Consider the following 24,546-nt stretch of genomic DNA (forward strand, 5'->3'; position numbering starts at 1 on the left):
CCTTTTAAAAACGACTGGACGTTTATTTTTCTTTTAAACTCATTAAATAGTCTGCTAGCTCATTTACTTGTTCATCAGTTAAGTCAGGATATGTACCACTCATCTTATTACCCGGCTTAACTTTCTCAGGGTTTTTTAACCATTTTTTGATATTTTCCTTGTTGTGAGGAAGCACTCCGGCTACACGCTCACGTTCAGAAAAACCGGCTAAGTTTGGTGCTTGACGAGCTTGCTCTGGACGATTGTCTTTGACATCAACAGCATGGCATCCGATACAGCTTTCATTAAAGACCTCTTGACCCGCTTTTGCGGATGCTGTTTCTACATCAGGCTTTGCCTTTTTCAAATCTTTTGCCCACGTATCAAATTCATTGCTTGATACAGCCCGTACTTTAAAGTCCATAAGAGAATGAGATGGACCGCAAAGCTCAGCACATTTTCCGTAGAAAACCCCGTTAGCTTCCTTCGATTTTTTAGAATCAAACACTAGCCAAAATTTATTATCATTTTCTGTGTTAGCATCGAGCTTTCCTCCAACTGAAGGAATCCAGAATGAGTGCTTGACGTCAGAAGCTTTAATATTAAAGTAGACTTTTTTATCCGTTGGAACAACTAGATCTTGGGATGTAATAATTTTTTGATTAGGATACTCAAATTCCCACCAGTACAAGTTAGCACGCACATTTACTACGACAGCATCTTTGTCCTTCATTCCTTTTACGTCCGCTAGCTTAAATGTTGAGATGACCGTTGGAACAGTCAAAATAATGAGCAGCAAGATAGGAATCACTGTCCATATAATTTCTAACTTTCTGCTTCCTTCCACTTGCTTTGGAATCACGTTTTCTTCGCCTTTACGACGGCGAAAGCGCAGAATAACAAATATAAAGATAATGGTGACCACAATAATAACTAAAACCATGATGGCTGTACTAAGAAGCATAAGCGAATATTGTTCTTCAGCTACCTCACCTGCAGGCTTAAGTGTTGACAAAAACGGTTTTCCACAGGCCGATAACACGAATGCAAGCAGCGTAAATAACGACAAAACACGAAAGTTCAATCGCCATTTTTTCATACCATTCCCCAACCTCTCTTTCATTGACGTGATTTCATCTATGCCCTCTTGAGCATAAAACTTATTCCTTCTATAATGAATTCTACATGTAGAAGAAATCCCCCTTGTGCAGCGTCGCATTCAGTGAAAGATTTTATCTAGGCAAAAAGCGTTGCGACAATCATTGAGACAAATAAAATAGTTAAATAGTTTAGTGAGTAGACAAACATCATGCTAGCCCACTTTGTGTCTTCTTGTTTATTGTATTGAGCAAATCCTAAAAATAGCCATCCTATGTTTAAAACAGTGGCCAAAATTAGAAATGGAATGCCTAATTCGTATAAGTAAAGAGGTAATGGCAACAAACAAGCAATCCAAATGAGAATCTGTCGTTTTGTAAGCTCAAAACCATGTACAACAGGCAGCATAGGGATTCCCGCTGCTCGATATTCTTCACATCTTCGCATAGCAAGAGCTAGAAAATGAGGCGGCTGCCAAATAAACATGATTAAAAATAATACCCAAGCCACTACGTGTAAATTGGGATCGATAGCGGCCCATCCAATTAATGGCGGGACAGCGCCTGATATACTTCCGATTACTGTATTAATTGTGTATAGTCTTTTGGACCACATGGTGTAAAGAACTACATATGTAAGTATTCCTGCTAATCCGATGAGAGCGGCTACGGAAGAAACAACTAGTAGCATAAGCAAGCCGGTTAACGTCAAACCGATTCCAATCCCAAGGACCGTCAAAGGTGTAAAACTTCCTGTCACTGTAGGTCGTCCCTTTGTTCGTTCCATTAGAGGGTCAATGTCACGATCTATGTAATTGTTCAAACTGCATGAACCGGCGATGATAAGTGAAGAACCTATTAAAGTAAAAAATGCTTTATCCAGGTTTTCTAAGAAGTGTTGTTCGTTGAAGAAAAGAGCTAGCCAAAAACCAGTAAAGGTGGTGATGAAATTTGAGTTGACTATTCCGATTTTAATCGTAGCTAAAAAATCTGACCAAATGGAACTATTTTCGCTTACATGAGCTGTGTTAGGCGATGCAGAAAGCGTTGAATCTTCCACCATTTTTGAATCTTCCATGGCGCTTCCTCCTTTACTCATCCACAGACTTTTATCTAGTAAATAAAGAGTCTATAAATGAAGGCGTTTTCAACATATTTTTACAAAAATCTCCTCTTTGTTCACAAAGAAGTCATATTCCTCTCACCGAAACTACTTAAAAGCTTCACATGTAAACGATAAAATAGTAGAGAATTATCTATTTCTCATGTTTATTAAACCATATTTTGCCGTTACTTTGTGAAGAATTCATGAAAAAAATATGGATTTTTTTTGTCATGAGCTAAATGCATGTCCCTGTCACTTGTTAAAAGATATTTCTGCAAGTAAAATAGTTTTCTGTACGGTACCTTTTACATATCTGCAGAGTCAAACTCATGAACAAACCTTACACTTTCTACCATTATAACAAATTCAATCAAGTTTATGGAGAATAAATGAAATTTATGTTTAATATACAAAAAGATTAGGATAAAATGTTTAGCTCGTTATATTACTTACTTTGCTTTTAGGATGGTGATTATTGTGCGACTTGGATTAAAGTTTTTATCCGTTGTGACGAGCATAGCCATGTTACTTATTCTACTTGGCGGTGCTCTTGTTACGAAAACTGGTTCAGCAGACGGGTGCGGAGATTCTTGGCCTCTGTGTAACGGACAGCTCATTCCCGACCCTTTAACATTTGAAACCGTTGTTGAATTAAGCCACCGCTTAGTTTCTGGCGTGTCGGGCTTTCTTGTACTCGCTTTATGCGTATGGGCGTGGATTTCACTAGGACATATAAAAGAAGTTAGACCTTTAGCGTTTATCTCTTTTTTCTTCCTAGTACTGCAAGCATTAATTGGGGCCGCTGCCGTTATGTGGGGGCAATCAGATGCGGTGCTTGCTCTTCATTTTGGTATTTCCCTTATTTCGTTTGCTTCTGTGCTGCTGTTAACACTTATCATCTTTGAAGTGGATCAAAAGCTCGACACAGCTAACATGCAGCTAGGCTCTAAAATGAAAAAACATATTTACGGGGTTATCTTATACACATATGCCGTTGTGTACACGGGCGCGCTTGTTCGCCATAAAGAAGCTAGCTTAGCCTGTCCAGACGTTCCATTTTGTTCAAACGGAAACGGTTGGCTACCCGTTGATTTGAATCAGTGGATTCAAATGGGACATCGATCCGCTGCTGTTTTAACGTTTGTATGGATTTTAGCTGCCTTTATCCATGCAGTTAAATATTATCGTCATCAAAAAAATATTTTTTACGGATGGTTAGCTGCTCTCATTCTAGTTATTTTTCAGGCGGTTTCCGGTATGCTTGTTGTTGTCACACGTCTGCAGCTAGAGCTCGCGCTTGCTCATTCTTTAATTATCTCTTTCCTATTCGGTGTATTAAGCTACTTGACCTTACTTGCAACGCGTCATACACATAATTAATCAAAAAAGGTACGAGCTCTGAGCTCGTACCTTTTTTGATTAGCTTTCTAATTCAATTAATAAATCTCCCGGCTGGATGCCATCTCCATTCGATACGTGTACTTGTTTAATCACGCCGTCAAATGGTGCTTGCACGGTTGTTTCCATTTTCATTGCTTCTGTGATCATTAAGTGATCACCTTTTGAGACTTTATCGCCTTTTTCTACTACTACTCGAATAACGGTTCCAGGCATTGAAGCGCCAATGTGGGCCGGATTTCCTTGGTCGGCTTTTTGTTTTGCCGTAACGGTTGTTTTGACACTTTCGTCTTTAATCACGACTTCACGAGGCTGACCGTTTAATTCAAAGTATACTGTTCGCGTACCGTCTGCCTGCGGTTCTCCAATGGATACAAGGCGAACGATTAAGGTTTTTCCTTTTTCAATCTCAATTTCAGCCTCTTCTCCTAAACGCATGCCGTATAGGAAAGTCGGTGTATCAAGAACAGAGATGTCTCCGTATTGTTCGACTGCTTTGTGATAATCCATAAATACTTTTGGATACAGCGCATAAGCAATGGCGTCAAAACTCGTCACTTGACGATTTAAGTCTTTAAATAGCTTTTCTTTCACTGCATCGAAGTCCACATCTTCTAACAGTTCTCCAGGACGAACTGTAATAGGTTTTCTGCCTTTTAGAATGATGCGCTGAAGCTCTTTAGGGAATCCCCCGTGAGGCTGTCCTAAATACCCTTCAAACAATTCAATAACGGAATCCGGGAAGTCAAGCGTTTCACCGCGCTCAAACAGCGTTTCTTCTGTCAAATTGTTTTGAACCATAAACAATGCCATGTCTCCAACTACTTTTGATGATGGCGTAACTTTTACAATATCACCAAATAACAAATTCACGCGTGAATACATATCTTTTACTTCATCCCAGCGGTTTCCTAAACCAACTGCTTTTGCTTGTTGCTGTAAGTTGCTATATTGACCGCCTGGCATTTCATGCTCGTACACTTCCGTATGAGGAGCATTCATCCCGCTTTCGAAGTCTTGGTAATATTTTCGCACGTCTTCCCAATAGTAAGAAAGCTCTTCTAGATTTTTAATATCCAGATTTGGTCTGCGGTCCGCACCTTCTAATGCGTAATAAAGAGAGTTAGCGCTCGGCTGAGACGTTAAGCCTGCCATTGAGCTTACGGCTACGTCTACAATGTCTACACCTGCTTCAATTGCTTTTGCGTACGTATATACACCGTTTCCGCTTGTATCATGCGTATGAAGGTGAATTGGGATATCAACCGTTTCTTTTAGAGCCGATACTAAATCATAAGCTGCCTGTGGTTTTAAAAGACCCGCCATATCTTTAATGCCCAGGATATGTGCTCCAGACTGCTCAAGCTCTTTTGCTAAGTTCTTGTAGTAATCCAAATCATACTTACGGCGCGTCGGATCTAAAATATCACCTGTATAACACATCGCTGCTTCTGCAATCTTCCCTGTTTGACGAACGGAGTCAATTGCAAGAGTCATTCCTTGCACCCAGTTTAAGCTGTCAAAGATACGGAAAACATCAATACCTGCATAAGCTGATTTTTCAACAAATTCCTTGATTACATTATCAGGATAGTTTTTATATCCAACCGCATTTGACGCGCGAAGAAGCATTTGGAAAAGAACGTTTGGCGCTTGTTGACGTAAAGTAAGCAAGCGATCCCACGGATCTTCTTTTAAGAATCGATAAGCGACATCAAACGTTGCTCCTCCCCACATTTCCATAGAAAATAAATCCGGAAGCAAGCGTGCAGTTGGGTTAGCTACTTGTTTTAAGTCGTTTGTACGAATACGCGTTGCTAAAAGAGACTGATGGCCATCACGGAAAGTTGTATCCGTTAATAGCACTTCCTTGCGTTCTTTCACCCAATTTACTAGCCCTTCAGCGCCTTTTTCATCTAAAATCTGCTTTGTTCCGTTTGGAATTGGTTGTTTTATATCGACATTAGGAACACGCGGTTTCGTAAAGATTGGCTTTTTCTTTTCCGATACACCCGGGAATCCGTTTACCGTAACATTCCCAATGTATGTAAGCATTTTAGTTCCGCGGTCTTTTCGCTTAGGGAAGACAAAAAGTTCAGGCGTTGTATCAATAAAGGATGTATCATAAGCGCCTGTTAAGAACTTATCATGCTTTACTACATTTTCAAGAAATGGAATATTAGTTTTAATTCCACGAATACGAAACTCTTTTAAGTTCCGTACCATTTTTGATGCGGCTTGATCGAATGTTAAGGCCCATGTTGTTACTTTTACTAACAGTGAATCATAATACGGCGTAATGACAGCACCTTGGAAGCTGTTTCCCGTATCTAAACGTACGCCAAAACCGCCGCCAGAACGATAAGCCATAATCTTACCCGTATCCGGCATAAAGTTATTTAACGGGTCTTCTGTCGTTACACGAGATTGAATTGCATATCCATGTACGTGAATTTGGTCTTGTGCAGGAATAGACACTTCCTTGCTGTGAAGTGCGTAGCCGTCCGCAATTAAAATTTGCGATTGAACGATATCAATACCTGTAATCATTTCAGTAATTGTGTGCTCTACTTGAACACGTGGATTTACTTCAATAAAATAAAAATCGTTTCCTGATACTAAAAATTCTACTGTACCAGCATTTATGTACTGCACTTTTTCCATCAGCTGCACAGCTGCTTCACAAATGCGGAGACGTAAGTCTTCATCTATAGAAACACTTGGTGCTACTTCTACTACTTTTTGGTGACGACGCTGCACTGAACAGTCGCGTTCGTAAAGGTGCACAACATTTCCTTGTTCATCACCTAAAATTTGCACTTCAATATGTTTTGGATTTTCAACTAGTTTCTCGACGTATACTTCATCATTACCAAAAGCCGCTTTTGCTTCTGATTTGGCACGATCATAAGATTCATTCAGGCTGTCTGCATCGCGAACGATACGCATGCCTCGACCGCCTCCGCCCAAAGCTGCTTTGATCATTAGAGGATATCCATGCTGATTAGCAAATTCTTTTGCTTCGTCAATTGAATCAATAGGACCATCTGTACCAGGAATAACGGGAATATCTGCTTGAATAGCCTGATGACGTGCTTTTACTTTATCGCCAAACATATCAAGATGCTTGGATTTTGGGCCAATGAAAATAATGCCTTCTTCTTCGCAACGTTTTGCAAATTGGATATTTTCTGACAAAAAACCATAGCCAGGGTGAATAGCATCTACATCATGAGACTTAGCAATGTCGATGATGCCTTCTATATCTAAATAAGCATCAATGGGCTTTTTCTCCGCTCCTACTAAATAGGCTTCATCCGCTTTGTAACGGTGATAAGAACCTGCGTCTTCCTTCGAATAAATTGCAACAGTCCGAATATTCAGTTCAGTACATGCTCGAAATACACGAATCGCAATTTCTCCTCGGTTTGCTACTAATACTTTTTTGATTTTTTTAGTTACAAAACTCATGTTGCTAATCTCCTCTCAATTTCGTATAAACTTCAATATATAGCAAAATTGGATAAAAGAAAAGCAAAAATCAATGGAAAATAATAAAATTCCAATAAATTTTTGCTTTTTTTACACAATTTTTTTACGAAAATCAATCACTTTTTGTTGATGTATTGTTCGGATGTAGCACAATATTTTCCGTATTTTTCTGTTTTTTATTTTGATAATTTACGAAAAACGAAATATTTACAATAATTCCCATAGATACCATCAGCGTTAGTAGCGAAGACCCTCCGTAACTGATAAACGGAAGCGTGACGCCGGTAATCGGAATGAGTCCCGTAAGCCCTCCAAGGTTAATGCCTGTTTGAATACCTATCATACTGGCTACTCCAATACAAATCATGCTAGCAAACGGATCCTGAGATTTTTTAGCCAGCATTAAAATCCTGAAAATTAAGAAGCCTAAAAGGCCCAGCACGAGCATAACTCCAAAGAATCCTAATTCTTCTGCAATAATGGCCATAATGAAATCGGTATGGGGCTCAGGAAGATAACCATACTTTTGTACACTTTCTCCTAAACCAAGGCCTTTTAAGCCTCCTGTACCTATTGCTAAATATGAATTAACCAGCTGATAACCGGTTCCTTGAGCATTAGCAAACGGATCTGACGCACCGGTAAAACGGCCGATTCGATTGGCAGTAAACTGACCTGTAAAAAAACCAATCGTAATAATGACCGTAAGCAAAATAATACCTAGTGCTAGCATGCGGAAAAAGGTTTTTTTAGAGATTCCCGAACATAGCATAATGGTAACGGCAATCGCAAAAATAATTGATCCCGTTCCAAGGTCAGGCTGAATCGCTACAAAACCTAATATTAGAAATACAAGACCCATAGGTCCAAAAAAAGCTTTTTTGATGTTGTCAATATACTCTTGCCTTTTAGACAAAACATAAGATAAGTATAAAATGACAACAAGCTTGGCATACTCAGCCGGCTGCATGTTTGCTCCGCCAAGCTGCAGCCAACTTTGCGCATTGTTACTCGTATGCCCCATTACAAACACAAGCAAAAGCAGTACAAAAATGCCCAGAATCGCATAAGGCAGTATTTTAGGATACAGCTTGTAAGGTGTTAGCATTGTTAAAATGAACAATACAAGCGTAAAAGCAAGCCACATTTTTTGTCTGTTGTAAAAGAAATCACTTGACGTATGATATCTTGTAATACTTACAATCATACTTGAACTGTAAACCATAACTAGTCCAACCGCACAAAGAAGCAGCACTGGAATTACAATTGAATAGTCAAAATGCCTAAATATTTTTTTTACCATAACCCTCTTCCTTTAAAAATGACGTGTTTCTGTTTCGTTTCATTTTTTATGTACAAATTTGAGTAAATTAGGAAATTTCAACCACCTGTAATAAAAAACTCAAACTACGTTTGTATATAGTTTGAGTTTCGATCGCGTGATTTTTATTTTTTTGTAAACGCTTCATGCAGTGCAGAAAGTTCACGCTCGAGGCGGTCTAGCAATGTTTTTCCAACACGTTCATCAATTAAACCAAGACGAACTGCAAAATCAATTTCTCTTGATAAACCAAACATTTGTGTATCTAAAACCTCTTCATAAAGAGGACATTGTGGCATTGTTAAGTTATCCATTTGAACTTGAATTAATTGCAAAATCTTATCTGCATCAGCTTTTAACAACGCATACGCTTTTTCACGATGATCTATCATTGTCTCAGGCGTCAAACTCAATCCCTCCGTTCGCGAGCGATTACCTAATCTATCTCTCAATTTTAAAGGCTATGCTCCAAAAAAGCAAGGATAAACATGTCCGTGAGGCTGGCCGTCTTTTTTATACTGTTACTTTCTCAAAACCATTACCATAGATGTAGGAAATTTCGCACTTTCGTTGACTCTTACATTATATCATACGAGAATCACTCTCAACTAAATTTTTTCATCAAAGTGACAAATAAGGAGAAAGCGCTTATACTTTTAGCAAGGGGGCATTTATGATGAATTCAATTATTATGTTAAAAGGAAAAGTAAAATATACGCTGACACTCGACCCAAGCGTGTGGATTTTCGATGACCGCAAGCTCGATATGGACGTTTTCTTTGAACATCCACCGGAGCAAAAAGACGAGACAGAAGCGTACACAAAAGCTGTTTCTAAGCATTGGGACCGTGAAATTCAAGAAGGAGCCGTCTTTCCTCCTACGTTAAAAACCGAAAAGAAATTCAAAAAACAAGAGCTAGTAAATGGAACATTTGGGATTTTATTTGCACCTTTTCTAGCAAACGCTTCACCTACTGAAGACTCTACCAACGTTTCATTTAAAACAAAAGACGCGCTGATTTCTTTTTCATTAGAAGAAGCGCAAAAACTAATCTTTGGTTTCAGCCAAGACGGAAAGCCTCTTAGAGAAGACGGGCCTATCTATGTCTATTTACCGGATGGATCTAACCGAAATAACCCTATTAAATATGTGGAAGAAATCATCGTTACATAATAAAAAAAGGTGGGGTTCCAAAAGGAACCCCACCTTTTTTAAAGAATGTCAGCTGCTAATTGTGCTAGCCCGGAGCGCTCTCCTTTGATTAACCGAACGTGGCCCGATACTTTTTGCTCTTTAAACTTTTCAACTACGTACGTTAATCCGTTGTTATACTCATCTAAATAAGGATGATCAATTTGAGCCGGATCTCCCATAAGCACAATTTTACTCTTTTCCCCTACCCTTGTTAAAATTGTTTTAATTTCATGCTTCGTTAAATTTTGTGCTTCATCAATAATAATAAACTGTTCCGGAATGCTTCGGCCTCTTATATACGTCAAGGCTTCCACTTCTATTGAACTCAGCCCCGCTAGAATCGCATCCAGTTCTCCAGGTTTTTTAGTGTTGAATAAGTACTCTAGGTTATCATAAATTGGTTGCATCCATGGACGAAGCTTCTCCTGCTTTTCTCCTGGCAAGAACCCAATATCTTTCCCTAAAGGAACAATTGGACGAGCTACAAGCAACTTTTTAAAACACCCTAGATCTTCCGTCTGCATAAGTCCTGAAGCTAAAGCAAGCAGCGTTTTACCCGTACCTGCCTTTCCAATTAACGTGACCAGTTGAACGTCGTCTCTAAGAAGAAGTTCTAACGCCATAATTTGCTGAACATTTCGAGGTTTGATTCCCCAGATATGATCATATTCAAATAACAGTTTTTTTACTTTCGTTGTTGTTTGATCGACAATGCCGATGGCTGATCCGGATCCTCCAAATGCATCTTTCATCACTAAGAATTGATTTGCAAAAAAGGAGTGGTTCGCAATTTGAGACGTTAGCAGCTCTCCTTTTTCGTAAAATTGACTCAGCAGCTCTTTTGCAATATAGACTTCTGAAAAGCCTGTATAAATACTATTGAATTCCACTACTCGATCACTTAAAAAATCTTCTGCTCTTAAACCGATTGCGTCAGCCTTCACACGTACCAACACATCTTTACTTACTAGTATCACTTCACGTCCATCTTCTTTTGTTTCCTCTTCAAGGGATAAGTTTTTAGCAACAGCTAAAATTCGATTATCATTTGTTTTTTCCACAAAGATTTCTTGAAGCTGCTGAAAAGAGCGATGATTGAGTTCAATTCGCAAATGGCCCCCATTTTCTAACGGGATTTTCTCATATAACTTTCCATGTTGTCTCAAGTTATCAATGAGTTTGGATACCTGCCTTGCATTTCGTCCGACTTCATCCATATTTCTTTTTTTCGAATCAACTTCTTCTAGTACAACGGCTGGAATCACTACTTCGTTATCATCAAATGAAAAAATTGAATGCGGATCTTGTAATAAAACATTCGTATCTAATACATAAATTTTTCCCAATAATTCAGCCTCCTACTCCGATTGTTTTTCCTGTAAGGAGTGAAACAAGGCACCCATCCATTTATATACTATGTAACGCACATGTGTGAAGTGACCTTAAATGGACGGACCATTTTCTTTAAATATATGAACACGTGTATAAAGATAGAAGAACTATTAGAAACTAAATACAAATTACTACAAAAAATGAGTCATTCATAAGGAGGAGTCTCCCACATGAACAAATTTTTTCTATCCATTAGCTTATGTTTTATTACACTAACCGGCTGCAACAATAATCAAGCAGACGTTGAAGAAGGGCAAAAAACAGATCGAATTGTACAGGTGAAAAATTCATCTCCTGAACGCTCTCACAAGCGTACTGCTAATGAAATATCAGCGCATTTAGTTAAACTGGCTTCAAGCGTTCCGAATGTAAATGATGCTACTGCCATTGTGCTCGGCAAGTATGCAATCGTAGGCATTGACGTCGGCAAAGATATTGATCGTTCAGAAGTAAGTTCAATCAAATATACAGTTGCCGAAGGTCTGAAAGCTGATCCGTACGGCGCTAACTCTGTTGTTATTGCAGATCCTGATACGGTCGCTCGGCTAAAACAAATTGGAAATGAAATTCGTAAAGGTCGGCCGGTTACAGGATTTTTAGATGAATTAGCAGCCATTGTAAACCGAGTGATGCCTGAATTTGCAGAAGAAATCCGCCGAAATCCTAGTTCAACAGATACAAACAATCAAAAATTAAATAATAAACAAGAGCAAAATTTAAAGAATGAGCAGGAAAAACAATCTAATAATCATCTTCAAAAAAATGAATAAGAAAGTCGCTTAGCGGCAGGCTGCTGCTAAGCTTTTTTTATCGCTTCAATTACTTGCTTATCGAGTTTAGCGGCTGCTACTGGATCATAGGTCTTTTCATATGAAGGGTTTACTGAAATCTTAGAGCCATAGAACATGACATCTCTTACTTCATTAATATCTAGTTCAATTAGCGTCAGCTTTAAAGCTACTCCGTCTAACTTTTCTTGCACTACCTCAGCTATTCCGCTGATTGAGTAGCATGATTCATTAGCAAGAATATTTACCACTGCTTTATTCGTATGTTTAATGTTTTCTACAATCCTCGATTTGACATCTACGGCAAATCGAATTTTTTGTTTAGTCGGAGCTACTAACCACGAAATGGCACTAACATTTGGAGCGTTTGTTTCAAAATCAATAGTTGAAATGGTTGCAAATCTCTCTGTCTGTAGCTCATCGTATAATGCATCTACTAATTGAGTCTCGACTTCGTTGGCCATTTTCATCCCTCCTACTGTTTATGTACTTACTAGTTACTATCTTCGAGCTAACAAGCAAAATTACCTGCTTCTTTAGGAATGTTTTCCTATCGTTCCTTTTCTCCTGAGAGATAGCACCGCAAAAAAACTTTATAAAACAAGAATTTTCGGCTAGAATGATGTATAGAGAAGTTGAGGTGATAGAAATGAGAGTACAATGTGTCATGTGCGATAAAATTGAAACAATTGAGGATGAAACGCTCGTGGCAAAACGACTGCGCAACCGTCCTATCCATACATATATGTGCAATGAATGTTCTGAACGGATTGAAAAACGAACAAAAGAACGCATAGCTACTGGTAACTTTAAACTATATGAGTCGAAAAAGACAGAGGAGGATTGGTAAGGTGCTCCGTTTAGGAATAAGTATCGGCATGTTCAGCGGGATTATCCTTGGGTTATGTTTGAAATGGATAGAATGGCTAACCGGCAAACAAGTTTATACCCTTTTATTAAATGTTGATTTTATTCCTATCATTGGCCCTATTCAATGGCCTGAATGGGTGGAGTTTGTTTTTCATTTATTCATTGCCGTTGCAATTGGGATCGTTTTTGTTTACATAGTAGGTAAATTAAACAATATGTCTATTCGAAAAATCGTATTGTGTTCTTTTTTATTAACACTTCCAACCATTCCTTTGTATTTTCCGTTGACGCTGCTTGCGCTTAAGCCTACGCCTGCAGTGGATGATGCAGTAGCAATTTTTTATTGGACAGCTGGCCATTTAATTTTCGCAGCCGCTCTTGTCTTCGGCTATATCATACTAAAAAGACGCTTGTAGCTACAAGCGTCTTTTTATGTAGTCTGTTATGAACCCAACGTGGAGTTTTGCTTTTTAGCCTGATACAGCCGTATTTTATAAATAATTAATACAAGCGCTGCAACCACTAGCCCTTCAGCTACAGGTAAAAAAATGCCTAAAAACGTTAAAATCGTACATCCAAAAGCTAAAAATAGATAAATAACCACAGATTTTAAAAGCGGCAGCTTCTTTGCAAACCCGAGTTTGTACACGAGAACAGATAGCCCTAAAATAGTAAAGTATAACAGCCACATTCCTATTTTTGCATGTTCATCTACTTGATACAAAGCAGCAAAAAATGAAAGGTGTTCTTTTACATCCATCTTCCTTCCCCCTATTCCTTACTTTACATTATTCGATATAAGCCACCTTTTTCCTTTCCAAATTCTCTCTTTATAAAACGCTTTCAAAAAATAGAAAATTCTGATATAATTGATAAAAAACAAGCCGCTAGCAAATAAAGCTAACGACTTCCTTTTTTTATTATTTCGTGTCAGCGTATTTTTTCTTTTTCGCTGCTTTTTCACGTTCATTTTTATCAAGAATTTTTTTACGTAGACGAATAGATTCTGGTGTGATTTCACAATATTCATCTTCGTTTAAATATTCAAGTGATTGCTCTAAAGACATAATACGAGGTTTTTTCATACCTGTTGTTTGATCTTTGTTAGCAGAACGCATATTCGTCATTTGCTTCATTTTACAGATGTTAACAACGATATCATTTTCACGAGTGTGTTCTCCTACGATCATACCTTCGTATACTTCTGTACCTGGCTCCACGAAAATTGTACCGCGGTCTTCTACGCCTTGGATTCCATAAGTAGATGATTTACCGCTTTCCATAGAAACAAGCACACCTTGACGGCGACCTCCAACTTGACCTTGCTGCATTGGTTGGTAGCTATCAAATGAATGGTTAATGATACCGAATCCACGAGTTAACGATAAGAACTCAGTTGTATAACCGATTAAACCACGTGCAGGAACCATAAAGATCAGACGAACTTGACCGCTGCCGTTGTTAATCATATCAACCATTTCACCTTTACGAGCACCCATTGATTCCATAATAGAACCCGTATGTTCTTCAGGCACGTCGATTTGCACACGTTCAACTGGCTCACAGCGAACGCCATCAATTTCACGAACGATTACTTCAGGTTTTGATACTTGAATCTCATATCCTTCACGACGCATATTTTCAATTAAAATAGATAAATGAAGTTCTCCACGTCCTGAAACGACCCATACATCCGGTGAATCAGTATTTTCCACGCGTAAACTTACATCTGTCTCAAGTTCAGACATTAAGCGCTCTTCAATTTTACGAGATGTAACAAATTTACCTTCACGACCAGCAAACGGTGAATTGTTTACTAAGAACGTCATTTGTAAAGTAGGTTCATCAATACGTAAAATTGGCAGTGCATCTTGGTGGTCAAACGGACATACTGTTTCACCTACGTTGATGTCTTCCATTCCTGATACAGCGATCAGGTCTCCTGCTTTTGCTTCTTCGATTTCAACACGCTTTAAGCCTAGGAAACCGAATAATTTTGTTACGCGGAATTGTTTTACCGTACCGTCAAGCTTCATTAATGCAACTTGCTGGCCTACTTTCATTGTTCCGCGGAATACGCGCCCTACACCGATACGACCAAGATAGTCATTGTAGTCAAGCATTGCCACTTGGAATTGAAGTGGTTCGTCGCTGTTGTCTACTGGTGCTGGAATGTGCTCGATGATTGAGTCAAATAGAGATGACATGTTCTCATCTTGCTTTTCAGGGTTCGTGCTAGCCGTTCCGTTGATTGCTGAAGCATAAACAACAGGGAACTCAATTTGTTCCTCACTTGCACCTAGTTCAATAAATAAGTCAATTACTTCATCAACTACTTCAGTTGGACGAGCAAAGTCACGGTCAATTTTGTTAACAACAACAATCGGCGTTAAGTTTTGCTCTAATGCTTTTTTCAATACAAAGCGCGTTTGAGGCATACATCCTTCGTATGCGTCTACTACAAGTAGAACACCGTCTACCATTTTCATAATACGCTCAACTTCTCCACCGAAGTCAGCATGTCCTGGCGTATCCATAATGTTGATACGCGTATCTTTATAATTAATAGCTGTGTTTTTCGCTAAAATTGTAATTCCACGCTCACGCTCAAGGTCATTTGAATCCATCGCACGTTCTTCAACATGCTCATTAGTACGGAATGTTCCGGACTGATGTAATAATTTATCTACTAACGTTGTTTTCCCATGGTCTACATGGGCAATAATGGCAATATTACGTAAATCTTTACGAATGTTCACGCATTTCACTCCTATGCTTGTAATAACTAAGCTATTATATCACACTAACTCTAGAATTGCAGAATGATTTTGTTGTACACTATAAATATCCGTTACAAATGGGAGGAATCAACATGAGAAACATTAAGTGGGTATTCGTTTTATATGCATTCATCGCAACTGCAGCTATTATGTCAATTGGCATATTTATCGGAGAAGGAAGCGCTCTCGGGGTCATTTTAGCTATCGTAGCTTTAATTGTTGTAATGGGTCTTGGCTTTACGACTAAGAAAAAAATGCGAGAAAAAGGGCAGCTGTAATTTTTTTGCGATGATTGAAAGCGTCATGGCCATTTGCAACATCAAAATGGTTCATGACGTTTTTTCATCACAAAATTCTTTGACTACACGTAAGTCTTCACTTCTATTTTATTTATTCCACTTTCCTTCAAGGTACGTACGAAAGATTTCGTCATGTAATGTTGGTTTGCTTACAAATACACTGCTTTTTTCAAGAATCTCTAACGGCTTCCCTTCTAAATCCGTCATGACTCCTCCAACTTCTTCAATCAACACTTTACCGGCAGCAAAGTCCCATGGAGCCAAACGTAAAGTAATGTATCCATCCAAGCGTCCAGCCGCTACGTAAGCAAGCTCAATAGCTGCGGATCCATATGAACGGGTCCCTCTTACTTTACGCACAAGCGGACTTAATACGGAAGGATCAATACGGCGGTTCTCCGTCACCCACGTTGCATTTAAGCTAATAATAGCTTCTTCAACTGGTACAGGTTCAAGTTTCGGCAATTGGATGTCATTCATAAACGCGCCCTGTCCTTTTAAAGCATGATACAGCTCATTATGAATAACATCATAAATATAACCTGCTTGTCCTACACCATTTTCGAATATACCGATGGAAATAGCAAAATTTCGCTGCTGATGAACAAAGTTCATCGTACCGTCGATCGGATCGATAATCCAAATCGTTCCTTCTTCTGATTCAAGCTCTTCCCCATATCCTTCTTCTCCGAGAATATGATGTTCCGGAAAGGTTTCATTGATTTTTGAGATAAAAAACTGTTCAATTTCTTTATCCATATTTGTTACTAAATCATTTGGATTCGATTTCGTTTGAATGAGAAGTTCTTTACTAAACGACTGTTGAATTTTTTGTCCAGCTTCTTTTAGCCACTCTTTAACGTATGTATCAATTTCTTTCCAGCGTTGTGTCATCTCAATTCCCCCTCAAAAATACGTCTCTTATTTAAGCTTAAAAAAACCTCTGCAAGATGTCAATTAACAGAGCACGTGGGAGAAGAACTGCCCCTTCTTCTCCCACGTGCTCTGTTACCACTTATGAATCTGCTCATTCAGTTTAATCCTTTTTTACAGTTTACCCATATTTGTTCTATTTTATTCCCGTGTCTGCTACTGAAGAGATATCATTTCTTCACGAAGTTTCTCGAGCTTTCGCTTACATTTTTGTTTTTGTTCCTCATTATTCTCCATCATGGCTTCATATAACGTCGCTAACTCGTAATCTAACTCCAACCGAATTACACCTAATCTTTTTTGTCCATCATTCTTCTTATACATATTCACCACTTGTTTCATGTTTCAAACACCCCTCTCAAATTATTGAACCCACTTATAGAAAACTAAATTTTCAGATATTTTTATTGATATAGTCTATGTCGAAACCTAATCTCATGCAACTAAATTGTGTGATTACCTATAAAAAAATGATAGACACGTTTTGACAAGCATATGCGAATTAATTGGTGTTTATGCTTTTCATGTGGTAGAATCTTCGCGTAAATCATACTTACTTGCATAGATGCACAGCAGCTATACATATTCACTAAAAAAACGGAGGTTTCACATGGCATTCTCAGGATTTTCACAAGATGACTTTAACGTATTCCGTATCGAGGGGCTTGATGCACGTATGGAAGCCATCAAGACAACGATACGCCCAAAATTCGAACAATTGAGCAATCATTTTGCTCCTACTCTTTCTTCACTTTGTGGAGATGAAATGTTCGTACATATTGCCAAACATGCACGAAGAACAGTTAACCCGCCAGCAGATACGTGGGTAGCCTTTGCTAACAGTAAACGCGGGTATAAAAAGCTCCCTCATTTTCAAATTGGCCTTTGGGAAACACACGTCTTTGTGTGGTTTGCCGTCATTTACGAATCACCTATTAAAGAACAATTTGGAAAGCTGCTAAAACAAAACATGGAGGAGATTCGTCAAAATATCCCAGACTCGTTTGTTTGGTCGAAAGATCATACAAAACCTGATAGTAAAAAAATGGGCGACTTATCTTCTGAAGACTTAGAGCGTTTGTTTGAACGTCTAGAGACGGTTAAAAAAGCTGAGATCCTATGCGGCATTACAATTCCAAAAGAAGAAGCGATTGCAATGAACGGCGAAGAATGGATGGCTCGTATTGAACAAACATTTCATGCGGTAACTCCATTATATGAACTAACTAAAAAAGCATATGCATAATTTTAACGAATTGATATAAAAAAAATGAGGGTGAGACATAACGAAAGGAAGCTCATCGAAAGACCAACAAATGGGATACATAAGCTGAAACGCTTGTGACACCGCAGTTGATTTCCCTGGGCGGCCGGTGAGCCTCCTCGTCGCTTGCGCTCCTGCGGGGTCTCGCCTGTTCCGCTTTCCCAGCAGGAGTCTTCGCCTTGCCTTCCAATCAACTGCTAGAAGAAACGAAACAGATAAACTCTATGTTCACCGTAACAAAAAAAACGAATCATTAATCAAACAATTTGATTAATGATTCGTTTTTTACTTCGGCTAAACTACTTTTGTCCCAGTCTCATTTTTTACATTTTTATGATATCTCCAGAAGAAGCAGCCTTTGCTTTTTGAATCGTTCGATAAGAAGAGTATTTGCTTTGGTCTTCAAAATCGTTACAGATTGTTTTTTCTTCTGCTTTACTTGGCACAATTTCTTTAAATCGGCGATAGACTGCCATTAGGTGATCACGCTCAATACCTTTTTCATAAGCTCGTTCAATACTTTCAAAAAACTTCACTACATCAATAATTTCTTCTGTACTCCAATCAAGGGAGATAGGGTATTGATATTCCACTTCTCATCACTCCATTTATTTCTTCATTCTATGTATATCTATATTCTTAACTCTATCACAATCTATAATGTACACAAAATTTATTCTCTTTTCACCCAAAAGAATTTCTCCTTTTTTTTCTTTTTATTTTCTCTTTAAAATATCTTTGCAAATAGGTTAATAAGTGCTATAATTCTTTTGTTTTATGGGGATTTTCAAAACATAAAGAACTATAAAATAATAAGTAATAAGCAGTTTACAATTACTTGTATTTTTTTAACTAAAAATTGTATTTATATTATCAAACAGTAGTAAACATACGCGTTTCATTCATTTATATAATGGTTAAAATCAAGAAAACTGCGGAGTAGAATTTCTGTTGAATTTCTTTTGTAGAAAAAAGATCTGATATTTTAATATGTATAATTCAACAGCCATTAGTTTTTGGTATATAAAATTGAATGCTGTAATTTGATAAAAAAACAATCAAAGTCCCTCTAAGCTTTGCTTAGAGGGACTGACAATTTATGATAAAAGAGGTGTATAGCAAAGTTGTCTTCTCAATTTTCAACTCCATTATTTACTGGATTAGTTAATCACGCTAAGAAAAACCCAACACAATTCCATATCCCTGGACATAAAAAAGGAAATGGAATGGATCCTGAATTCCGCTCATTTATTGGCGATGATGCTTTATCCATTGATTTAATTAATATCGGTCCCCTTGATGACCTTCACCAGCCAAAAGGCATTATCAAACAAGCACAGGATTTAGCTGCAGAAGCATTTGGTGCTGATCATACTTTTTTCTCTGTTCAAGGAACGAGCGGAGCAATTATGGCAATGGTTATGGCGACATGTGGACCTGGAGATAAAATTATCGTTCCTAGAAACGTGCATAAATCTGTTATGAGTGCGATTGTTTTTTCAGGAGCTACGCCTATTTTTATTCATCCTGAAATCGACGAAAATCTTGGCATTTCTCACGGTATTACATCGGACTCTGTAGAAAAAGCCTTAAAGCAGCACCCTGAAGCAAAAGCAGTGCTTGTTATCAATCCAACTTACTTTGGAATTTCCGGAGACCTTCGTAAAATCGTAGAAATTGCCCACTCGTATCAAGTGCCTGTACTTGTTGATGAAGCTCACGGCGTTCATATTCACTTCCATGATGATTTGCCTCTGTCTGCTATGCAGGCCGGTGCAGATATGGCAGCAACAAGCGTGCATAAATTAGGCGGTTCTATGACGCAAAGTTCCATTTTAAACATACGCGAAGGCTTAATTTCTCCAAAACGCGTACAGTCTATTTTAAGCATGCTGACAACAACATCAACCTCTTATCTGCTGCTGGCTTCTTTAGATGTTGCACGAAAACGTCTAGCTACAGAAGGAAAAGAGCTGGCTGAACGTGCAATTTCTCTTGCTGAAAAAGCACGAAAAGAAATTAATACAATTGAGCATATCCGATGTATAGGCAGAGAAATTTTAGGCACAAAAGCTACGTATGATTTAGACCCTACTAAATTAATTATTTCTGTTTCAGATTTAGGAATTACGGGCTATGACGTAGAAAAATGGATGCGTGAAGCTCATAATATCGAAGTGGAAATGTCTGACCTTTATAATATTCTATGTATTATCACGCCCGGAGATACAGAAGAAGATCTTTCACGTCTTGTCACAGCTCTGCGTGAGTTATCCGCAAAATTCCATAACCTTTCTGAGACAACGGCAAAACCTGCTATTTTATTACCTGATATTCCTGTATTGGCTTTAACACCTCGTGATGCTTTTTACGCTGAAACCGAAGTGGTACCTTTTCATGAGTCAGCAGGTCGTATTATTGCAGAATTTGTAATGGTCTATCCTCCTGGTATTCCTATTTTTATTCCTGGGGAAATCATCACTGAGGAAAATTTAACCTATATTGAAACAAACTTAGAGGCAGGTTTACCAGTGCAGGGTCCGGAAGATTTTGAATTAAAGACATTTCGTGTCATTAAAGAACATAAAGCAATTCAATAAAAAAAAGGTGCGGAATTCCGCACCTTTTTTTTATTGAATTAATCTAAATCTTCATCTGCTTTTTGACATTCTCCGCTTTTACATGTTGAGTATAATCGCGTCACTTTCTCATCTTCGAAATGATCAATTGTGCAGTTACATGTTTGACATACGATTGTTCCCATTTTGTAAACTCCCCTTTAACCGTCTTTTTTTGTAAGCGTTTTACAACTCTTGATATTATATTATTATGTCACATTAAATATGTCAACAACTAATTAGTATGTCACATTAAAAATATTTTTCTCATAAATGTTATATTTGTTTTCAAAAAGCTGACCCCTTAGCATCATCTCTATTTATATGAAAAAACTATGTCTAATTTCATATCTATTTCGGCACTTTAAAATAATTACGAAAAATAAGAATTTGAGATCTTGCCTTTTTTTCTTACTAATAGGGTAGACATTTCATACAAACTTTACTAGAATGTATAACCATGTGGTTTCATGTATAGCTAAAAAGGTTATATGAGAAACTATGTTATGTAAAATAGAATAGGAAAGGAGTGATAATCGATGAAAAAACTGACTCCTGTTTTTATCATTTCGGTTATTATTGCTGCAGTATTTATCGTATGGGGTGTTATTCCGGAATCTGTGCTAGGAAGCGCAGCGCTTACACCTGTCACATCGGCAATACATAGTTTTATCATCGAGAAATTTGGCTGGTATTATTTATTAGCAGCTACATTATTCTTAGTTTTTACGCTGTACTTAATTTTTTCAAAGTACGGAAACATTAAACTAGGTAAACCTGACGAAAAGCCTCAGTATGGTTATGTCTCGTGGTTTGCTATGTTATTTAGTGCTGGTATGGGAATTGGACTTGTATTCTGGGGTGTTTCAGAACCAATCAATCATTTTCATACTCCACCTTCTGGTGAAGGCGGTACAGCAGAATCAGCTCGTGCAGCTCTACGTTATTCGTTTTTCCACTGGGGTTTACATCCTTGGGCTATTTATTCCGTTCTTGCACTGGCCCTTGCATATTTTCAATTTAGAAAAGGTTACCCGTTCATAATCAGTAATATTTTACGTCCACTATTAGGAAAACGTGTTGATGGACCTCTTGGAACGATCATAAACGTCATCGCCGTATTTGCAACTATTTTTGGGGTGGCAACATCTCTAGGACTGGGCGCTATTCAAATTACTGGTGGAGCCTCTTACTTGTCGCCAAGCATTGATAATAATTTCACGACTCAATTAATTGTTATTATTATCGTGACGTTCTTGTTCATGCTGTCAGCACAGACAGGTCTGAACAAGGGTATTAAGTATTTGAGTAACATTAATATTGTTTTAGCTATTCTGTTAATGCTATTCTTGTTATTTGCAGGTCCAACCAACTTTATTATGGACTTATTCGTTACAACAATTGGCAGCTACATTCAAAACTTGCCGTCGATGAGTTTTCGATTGAGCCCGTTTGATAACAGCACCTGGGTTCAAGATTGGACAATTTTCTACTGGGCATGGTGGATCGCCTGGGCACCGTTCGTTGGTACGTTTATTGCTCGTATTTCACGAGGTAGAACCATTCGAGAATTTTTAATTGGTGTACTAGCTGTTCCGACCGTATTTGGCGGATTATGGTTTGCTGTATTCGGAGGTTCTGGGGTTTATTTAGACTTTTTTAAGGATCTTCCTGTTATGGATGTTATCAATAATAAAGGAACAGAAGTTGCTTTATTCTACGTACTTGAACAGTTTCCATTTGGTACGTTCATGTCCATTGTTGCTATTTGCTTAATTGCTACATTCTTTATTACATCAGCTGACTCAGCTACATTTGTTTTAGGAATGCAGACAACAAACGGTGATCTAAATCCTTCAGGCTCTATTAAGCTTACGTGGGGCTTAATTCAATCGTTAACAGCAATCATTTTGCTTTGGACAGGTGGTTTGGATGCGCTCCAAACAGCTGCGATTATAGCAGCACTTCCATTCTCAATTGTGCTGGTGCTAACGGTCTTCTCATTAATGAAAGCATTTAAAGAAGAAGGCGCGTTAAAAAGAGAAAAGAAATCTGTGTAAGACAAAAAAAGCGTTAGCTTATATAAGCTAACGCTTTTTTTATGCACTCTTACGCCGTGCAAAATAAAATTAGTTGATAACATGTCAAGCAGATAGCTGACGTGGTGCCCGTCATCATAAGCGCCAGTCTTTTAGATTTGACGTTCATTTCTGCTATACCGTAAGCTAAATAAGCAAATACTAAAAATAAAATAATTTTAGATGTCAATTGATCACGTTTTGATAATAATTCAACCAGTGAATACCCCATCCAAATAACAATGTGCAAGCTCCAAACGAAATATGTCTTCATAGCTCCTTCGCCGCCTTTTCATTCGTTATCCAAAGAAGCAATTTTGTATCCAACTATAAGCAAAGCACGTCCCACTTTATATGTATGCATCTAGAACTCATTTAAGACTGTCTCAGCGCTTTTTACATCTTTCTGCTAGAATTATACTCAACCAGTAAAAAAACTGTCTGACAAGCACCTTATACTTTATGAAAACCGTTTTCTTCAAGAAAAAAAGCTGATGCGTATGCATCAGCTTTTTAAAAACATTATTTTACAATGTGAATTGGGCTTCCAATTGCTACTTCAGCAGCTTCCATTGTGATTTCACCTAATGTTGGGTGAGCGTGAATTGTTAATGCGATATCTTCAGCTGTTACGCCAGCTTCGATAGCAAGACCAAGTTCAGCGATCATGTCAGATGCGCTAGGTCCAGCGATTTGAGCACCAACAACTACTCCGTCTTCTTTACGAGTGATAAGCTTCAAGAAGCCTTCTGCAGCGTTAAGTGCAAGCGCACGTCCGTTAGCAGCGAATGGGAATTTAGAAGCTTTAACAGCTAATCCTTCTTCTTTTGCTTGTGCTTCAGTATAACCTACAGATGCAAGCTCAGGCTCAGAGAATACAACTGCTGGAATTCCTAAGTAGTCAATTTCAGCAGGTTCGCCAGCGATTACTTCAGCTGCGATTTTACCTTCGTAAGAAGCTTTGTGTGCAAGTGGTGGTCCAGTTACGATATCACCAATTGCAAAGATGTTGCTTACAGATGTACGAGTTTGGTTATCGATTTCGATAAGACCACGGTCAGTCATTTTAACGCCAACTTGCTCAAGACCAAGCTCATCAGTGTTAGGACGGCGACCTACAGTAACTAATACGTAGTCAGCATCGATTACTTTTGACTCTCCGCCTACTTCAAACGTAACTTGTACGCCATCAGCAGTTTCTTCAACACCTTTAGCCATTGCTTTTGTATAGATTTCAACGTTTCCTTTTTTCTTAAGGTTACGTTTAACAAGAGAGCTCATTTGTTTTTCAAAACCAGCTAGAATTTCATCAGCAGCTTCTACAAATGTAACTTCTGTGCCGAAGTTAGCAAAAGCAGTACCAAGCTCAGTACCGATGTAACCTCCGCCGATTACAACTAATTTTTTAGGAACTTCTTTAAGCGCTAATGCACCTGTAGAGTTGATTACGCGCTCAGAGAATTTGAATCCAGGGATCTCGATTGGACGAGAACCAGTTGCAAGGATTGCATTTTTGAATTTGTACGTTTGTGCTGAATTTTCATCCATTACACGTACAGTTTCGCTGTCAACGAAGTAAGCTTCACCTTTTACGATGTCAACTTTGTTACCTTTAAGAAGGCCTTCAACACCGCCAGTAAGTTTGTTTACAACGCCGTTTTTGAATTCTTGAACTTTAGAGAAATCAACTGTTACGTTCTCAGCGATAATCCCCATGTCTTCAGAATGTTTAGCATGTTCAAAACGGTGACCTGCAGCGATTAATGCTTTTGAAGGAATACAACCAACGTTTAAGCATACGCCTCCAAGATTACCTTTTTCTACGATTGTAACTTTTTGACCTAATTGAGCTGCACGAATTGCTGCAACGTAGCCACCAGGGCCAGCACCAATGACAAGAGTATCAGTTTCGATTGGGAAATCTCCTACTACCATTT

At 38.3% G+C, this 24,546-nt stretch carries 24 protein-coding genes; 9 read left to right on the forward strand and 15 right to left on the reverse strand.

Going from position 1 to position 24,546, the window contains the following annotated elements:
* Positions 1-22: 22 nt before the first annotated feature.
* Positions 23-1,078: a cytochrome c oxidase subunit II gene (coxB, locus tag ACWATA_RS17410; RefSeq protein WP_028414096.1), complete on the reverse strand. Its 1,056-nt coding sequence runs from the start codon at positions 1,076-1,078 to the stop codon at positions 23-25.
* A 137-nt stretch (positions 1,079-1,215) separates the two neighbouring features.
* Positions 1,216-2,154: a heme o synthase gene (cyoE, locus tag ACWATA_RS17415; protein WP_028414097.1), complete on the reverse strand. Its 939-nt coding sequence runs from the start codon at positions 2,152-2,154 to the stop codon at positions 1,216-1,218.
* Between the two features lie 504 nt (positions 2,155-2,658).
* On the opposite strand from cyoE, the gene ACWATA_RS17420 reads away from it, so the two are divergent.
* Positions 2,659-3,561, forward strand: coding sequence for a COX15/CtaA family protein (locus ACWATA_RS17420; RefSeq protein WP_028414098.1), 903 nt, complete (start codon positions 2,659-2,661; stop codon positions 3,559-3,561).
* Positions 3,562-3,600: 39 nt separating this feature from the next.
* On the opposite strand, the gene pyc is transcribed toward ACWATA_RS17420, so the two are convergent.
* From pyc to ACWATA_RS17435, 3 genes are all read right to left on the reverse strand, one after another.
* Complete coding sequence (pyc, locus tag ACWATA_RS17425) at positions 3,601-7,050, reverse strand: pyruvate carboxylase (protein WP_033578413.1); 3,450 nt, start codon at positions 7,048-7,050, stop codon at positions 3,601-3,603.
* A gap of 133 nt (positions 7,051-7,183) precedes the next feature.
* Entirely contained in the window at positions 7,184-8,374 is a 1,191-nt protein-coding gene (locus ACWATA_RS17430; protein ID WP_310877369.1) for an FtsW/RodA/SpoVE family cell cycle protein, read from the reverse strand.
* Between the two features lie 143 nt (positions 8,375-8,517).
* The gene (locus ACWATA_RS17435) at positions 8,518-8,784 is read right to left on the reverse strand and encodes an Fpa/YlaN family protein (RefSeq protein ID WP_370506486.1); all 267 of its coding nucleotides are present in this window, start codon (positions 8,782-8,784) and stop codon (positions 8,518-8,520) included.
* A 281-nt stretch (positions 8,785-9,065) separates the two neighbouring features.
* On the opposite strand from ACWATA_RS17435, the gene ACWATA_RS17440 reads away from it, so the two are divergent.
* Positions 9,066-9,566 carry a peptidyl-prolyl cis-trans isomerase gene (locus ACWATA_RS17440; protein WP_328132612.1) on the forward strand — a complete coding sequence of 167 codons (501 nt, stop codon included), beginning with the start codon at positions 9,066-9,068 and terminating at the stop codon, positions 9,564-9,566.
* A 38-nt stretch (positions 9,567-9,604) separates the two neighbouring features.
* Here ACWATA_RS17440 and ACWATA_RS17445 read toward each other — a convergent pair whose 3' ends face one another.
* Entirely contained in the window at positions 9,605-10,933 is a 1,329-nt protein-coding gene (locus ACWATA_RS17445; RefSeq protein WP_013056072.1) for a PhoH family protein, read from the reverse strand.
* 216 nt (positions 10,934-11,149) lie between these two features.
* Here ACWATA_RS17445 and ACWATA_RS17450 point away from each other — a divergent pair, with 216 nt between their 5' ends.
* Positions 11,150-11,749: a YhcN/YlaJ family sporulation lipoprotein gene (locus tag ACWATA_RS17450; RefSeq protein ID WP_473050001.1), complete on the forward strand. Its 600-nt coding sequence runs from the start codon at positions 11,150-11,152 to the stop codon at positions 11,747-11,749.
* 26 nt (positions 11,750-11,775) lie between these two features.
* Here ACWATA_RS17450 and ACWATA_RS17455 read toward each other — a convergent pair whose 3' ends face one another.
* Positions 11,776-12,231 (reverse strand): pyridoxamine 5'-phosphate oxidase family protein, encoded by a 456-nt coding sequence (locus ACWATA_RS17455; protein ID WP_033578412.1) that lies wholly within the window; start codon positions 12,229-12,231, stop codon positions 11,776-11,778.
* Positions 12,232-12,416: 185 nt separating this feature from the next.
* Between ACWATA_RS17455 and ACWATA_RS17460 the strand changes: the two genes are divergently transcribed.
* Together ACWATA_RS17460 and ACWATA_RS17465 are read left to right on the forward strand one after the other, a co-directional pair.
* Complete coding sequence (locus ACWATA_RS17460; RefSeq protein ID WP_013056069.1) at positions 12,417-12,617, forward strand: YlaI family protein; 201 nt, start codon at positions 12,417-12,419, stop codon at positions 12,615-12,617.
* A 1-nt stretch (position 12,618) separates the two neighbouring features.
* The gene (locus ACWATA_RS17465) at positions 12,619-13,053 is read left to right on the forward strand and encodes a hypothetical protein (protein WP_033578411.1); all 435 of its coding nucleotides are present in this window, start codon (positions 12,619-12,621) and stop codon (positions 13,051-13,053) included.
* A gap of 26 nt (positions 13,054-13,079) precedes the next feature.
* On the opposite strand, the gene ACWATA_RS17470 is transcribed toward ACWATA_RS17465, so the two are convergent.
* Both ACWATA_RS17470 and typA read right to left on the reverse strand, forming a co-directional pair.
* A complete protein-coding gene (locus ACWATA_RS17470; RefSeq protein ID WP_013056067.1) occupies positions 13,080-13,397 on the reverse strand; it encodes a YlaH-like family protein in 318 nt (105 codons plus the stop codon).
* Positions 13,398-13,557: 160 nt separating this feature from the next.
* Complete coding sequence (gene typA, locus ACWATA_RS17475) at positions 13,558-15,396, reverse strand: translational GTPase TypA (RefSeq protein ID WP_013056066.1); 1,839 nt, start codon at positions 15,394-15,396, stop codon at positions 13,558-13,560.
* Positions 15,397-15,509: 113 nt separating this feature from the next.
* Here typA and ACWATA_RS17480 point away from each other — a divergent pair, with 113 nt between their 5' ends.
* Complete coding sequence (locus tag ACWATA_RS17480) at positions 15,510-15,695, forward strand: YlaF family protein (RefSeq protein WP_028414104.1); 186 nt, start codon at positions 15,510-15,512, stop codon at positions 15,693-15,695.
* A 108-nt stretch (positions 15,696-15,803) separates the two neighbouring features.
* Here ACWATA_RS17480 and ACWATA_RS17485 read toward each other — a convergent pair whose 3' ends face one another.
* Complete coding sequence (locus ACWATA_RS17485) at positions 15,804-16,610, reverse strand: inositol monophosphatase family protein (RefSeq protein WP_014460992.1); 807 nt, start codon at positions 16,608-16,610, stop codon at positions 15,804-15,806.
* Between the two features lie 195 nt (positions 16,611-16,805).
* A complete protein-coding gene (locus tag ACWATA_RS17490) occupies positions 16,806-16,991 on the reverse strand; it encodes a YkzI domain-containing protein (RefSeq protein WP_013056063.1) in 186 nt (61 codons plus the stop codon).
* 268 nt (positions 16,992-17,259) lie between these two features.
* On the opposite strand from ACWATA_RS17490, the gene ACWATA_RS17495 reads away from it, so the two are divergent.
* Complete coding sequence (locus ACWATA_RS17495; RefSeq protein ID WP_328133064.1) at positions 17,260-17,895, forward strand: YktB family protein; 636 nt, start codon at positions 17,260-17,262, stop codon at positions 17,893-17,895.
* A 341-nt stretch (positions 17,896-18,236) separates the two neighbouring features.
* Here the strand turns inward: ACWATA_RS17495 and ACWATA_RS17500 are convergent, their stop codons facing one another.
* The gene (locus ACWATA_RS17500) at positions 18,237-18,506 is read right to left on the reverse strand and encodes a UPF0223 family protein (RefSeq protein WP_013056061.1); all 270 of its coding nucleotides are present in this window, start codon (positions 18,504-18,506) and stop codon (positions 18,237-18,239) included.
* 531 nt (positions 18,507-19,037) lie between these two features.
* Here ACWATA_RS17500 and ACWATA_RS17505 point away from each other — a divergent pair.
* Positions 19,038-20,513 (forward strand): aminotransferase class I/II-fold pyridoxal phosphate-dependent enzyme, encoded by a 1,476-nt coding sequence (locus ACWATA_RS17505; protein WP_028414107.1) that lies wholly within the window; start codon positions 19,038-19,040, stop codon positions 20,511-20,513.
* Positions 20,514-20,551: 38 nt separating this feature from the next.
* On the opposite strand, the gene ACWATA_RS17510 is transcribed toward ACWATA_RS17505, so the two are convergent.
* Complete coding sequence (locus ACWATA_RS17510; protein ID WP_013056059.1) at positions 20,552-20,677, reverse strand: GapA-binding peptide SR1P; 126 nt, start codon at positions 20,675-20,677, stop codon at positions 20,552-20,554.
* Positions 20,678-21,070: 393 nt separating this feature from the next.
* On the opposite strand from ACWATA_RS17510, the gene ACWATA_RS17515 reads away from it, so the two are divergent.
* On the forward strand, positions 21,071-22,591 hold the full coding sequence (locus ACWATA_RS17515; protein WP_033578409.1) for a glycine betaine uptake BCCT transporter: 1,521 nt from the start codon (positions 21,071-21,073) through the stop codon (positions 22,589-22,591).
* Positions 22,592-22,640: 49 nt separating this feature from the next.
* Here ACWATA_RS17515 and ACWATA_RS17520 read toward each other — a convergent pair whose 3' ends face one another.
* Both ACWATA_RS17520 and lpdA read right to left on the reverse strand, forming a co-directional pair.
* Positions 22,641-22,883, reverse strand: a complete 243-nt coding sequence (locus tag ACWATA_RS17520; protein ID WP_033578408.1) for a hypothetical protein — start codon at positions 22,881-22,883, stop codon at positions 22,641-22,643.
* A gap of 248 nt (positions 22,884-23,131) precedes the next feature.
* Positions 23,132-24,544, reverse strand: a complete 1,413-nt coding sequence (gene lpdA, locus ACWATA_RS17525; protein ID WP_013082295.1) for a dihydrolipoyl dehydrogenase — start codon at positions 24,542-24,544, stop codon at positions 23,132-23,134.
* Between the last annotated feature and the right edge of the window lie 2 nt (positions 24,545-24,546).

This window comes from Priestia sp. USM5 (assembly GCF_058323215.1).

Bases quoted from the DNA above. Each gene is read 5' to 3' on its own strand.
- coxB (WP_028414096.1), bottom strand. From the start codon at position 1,078: ATGAAAAAATGGCGATTGAACTTTCGTGTTTTGTCGTTATTTACGCTG.
- cyoE (WP_028414097.1), bottom strand. From the start codon at position 2,154: ATGGAAGATTCAAAAATGGTGGAAGATTCAACGCTTTCTGCATCGCCT.
- pyc (WP_033578413.1), bottom strand. From the start codon at position 7,050: ATGAGTTTTGTAACTAAAAAAATCAAAAAAGTATTAGTAGCAAACCGA.
- ACWATA_RS17430 (WP_310877369.1), bottom strand. From the start codon at position 8,374: ATGGTAAAAAAAATATTTAGGCATTTTGACTATTCAATTGTAATTCCA.
- ACWATA_RS17435 (WP_370506486.1), bottom strand. From the start codon at position 8,784: ATGATAGATCATCGTGAAAAAGCGTATGCGTTGTTAAAAGCTGATGCA.
- ACWATA_RS17440 (WP_328132612.1), top strand. From the start codon at position 9,066: ATGATGAATTCAATTATTATGTTAAAAGGAAAAGTAAAATATACGCTG.
- ACWATA_RS17450 (WP_473050001.1), top strand. From the start codon at position 11,150: ATGAACAAATTTTTTCTATCCATTAGCTTATGTTTTATTACACTAACC.
- ACWATA_RS17455 (WP_033578412.1), bottom strand. From the start codon at position 12,231: ATGGCCAACGAAGTCGAGACTCAATTAGTAGATGCATTATACGATGAG.
- ACWATA_RS17460 (WP_013056069.1), top strand. From the start codon at position 12,417: ATGAGAGTACAATGTGTCATGTGCGATAAAATTGAAACAATTGAGGAT.
- ACWATA_RS17470 (WP_013056067.1), bottom strand. From the start codon at position 13,397: ATGGATGTAAAAGAACACCTTTCATTTTTTGCTGCTTTGTATCAAGTA.
- ACWATA_RS17480 (WP_028414104.1), top strand. From the start codon at position 15,510: ATGAGAAACATTAAGTGGGTATTCGTTTTATATGCATTCATCGCAACT.
- ACWATA_RS17485 (WP_014460992.1), bottom strand. From the start codon at position 16,610: ATGACACAACGCTGGAAAGAAATTGATACATACGTTAAAGAGTGGCTA.
- ACWATA_RS17490 (WP_013056063.1), bottom strand. From the start codon at position 16,991: ATGAAACAAGTGGTGAATATGTATAAGAAGAATGATGGACAAAAAAGA.
- ACWATA_RS17495 (WP_328133064.1), top strand. From the start codon at position 17,260: ATGGCATTCTCAGGATTTTCACAAGATGACTTTAACGTATTCCGTATC.
- ACWATA_RS17510 (WP_013056059.1), bottom strand. From the start codon at position 20,677: ATGGGAACAATCGTATGTCAAACATGTAACTGCACAATTGATCATTTC.
- ACWATA_RS17515 (WP_033578409.1), top strand. From the start codon at position 21,071: ATGAAAAAACTGACTCCTGTTTTTATCATTTCGGTTATTATTGCTGCA.
- ACWATA_RS17520 (WP_033578408.1), bottom strand. From the start codon at position 22,883: ATGAAGACATATTTCGTTTGGAGCTTGCACATTGTTATTTGGATGGGG.
- lpdA (WP_013082295.1), bottom strand. From the start codon at position 24,544: ATGGTAGTAGGAGATTTCCCAATCGAAACTGATACTCTTGTCATTGGT.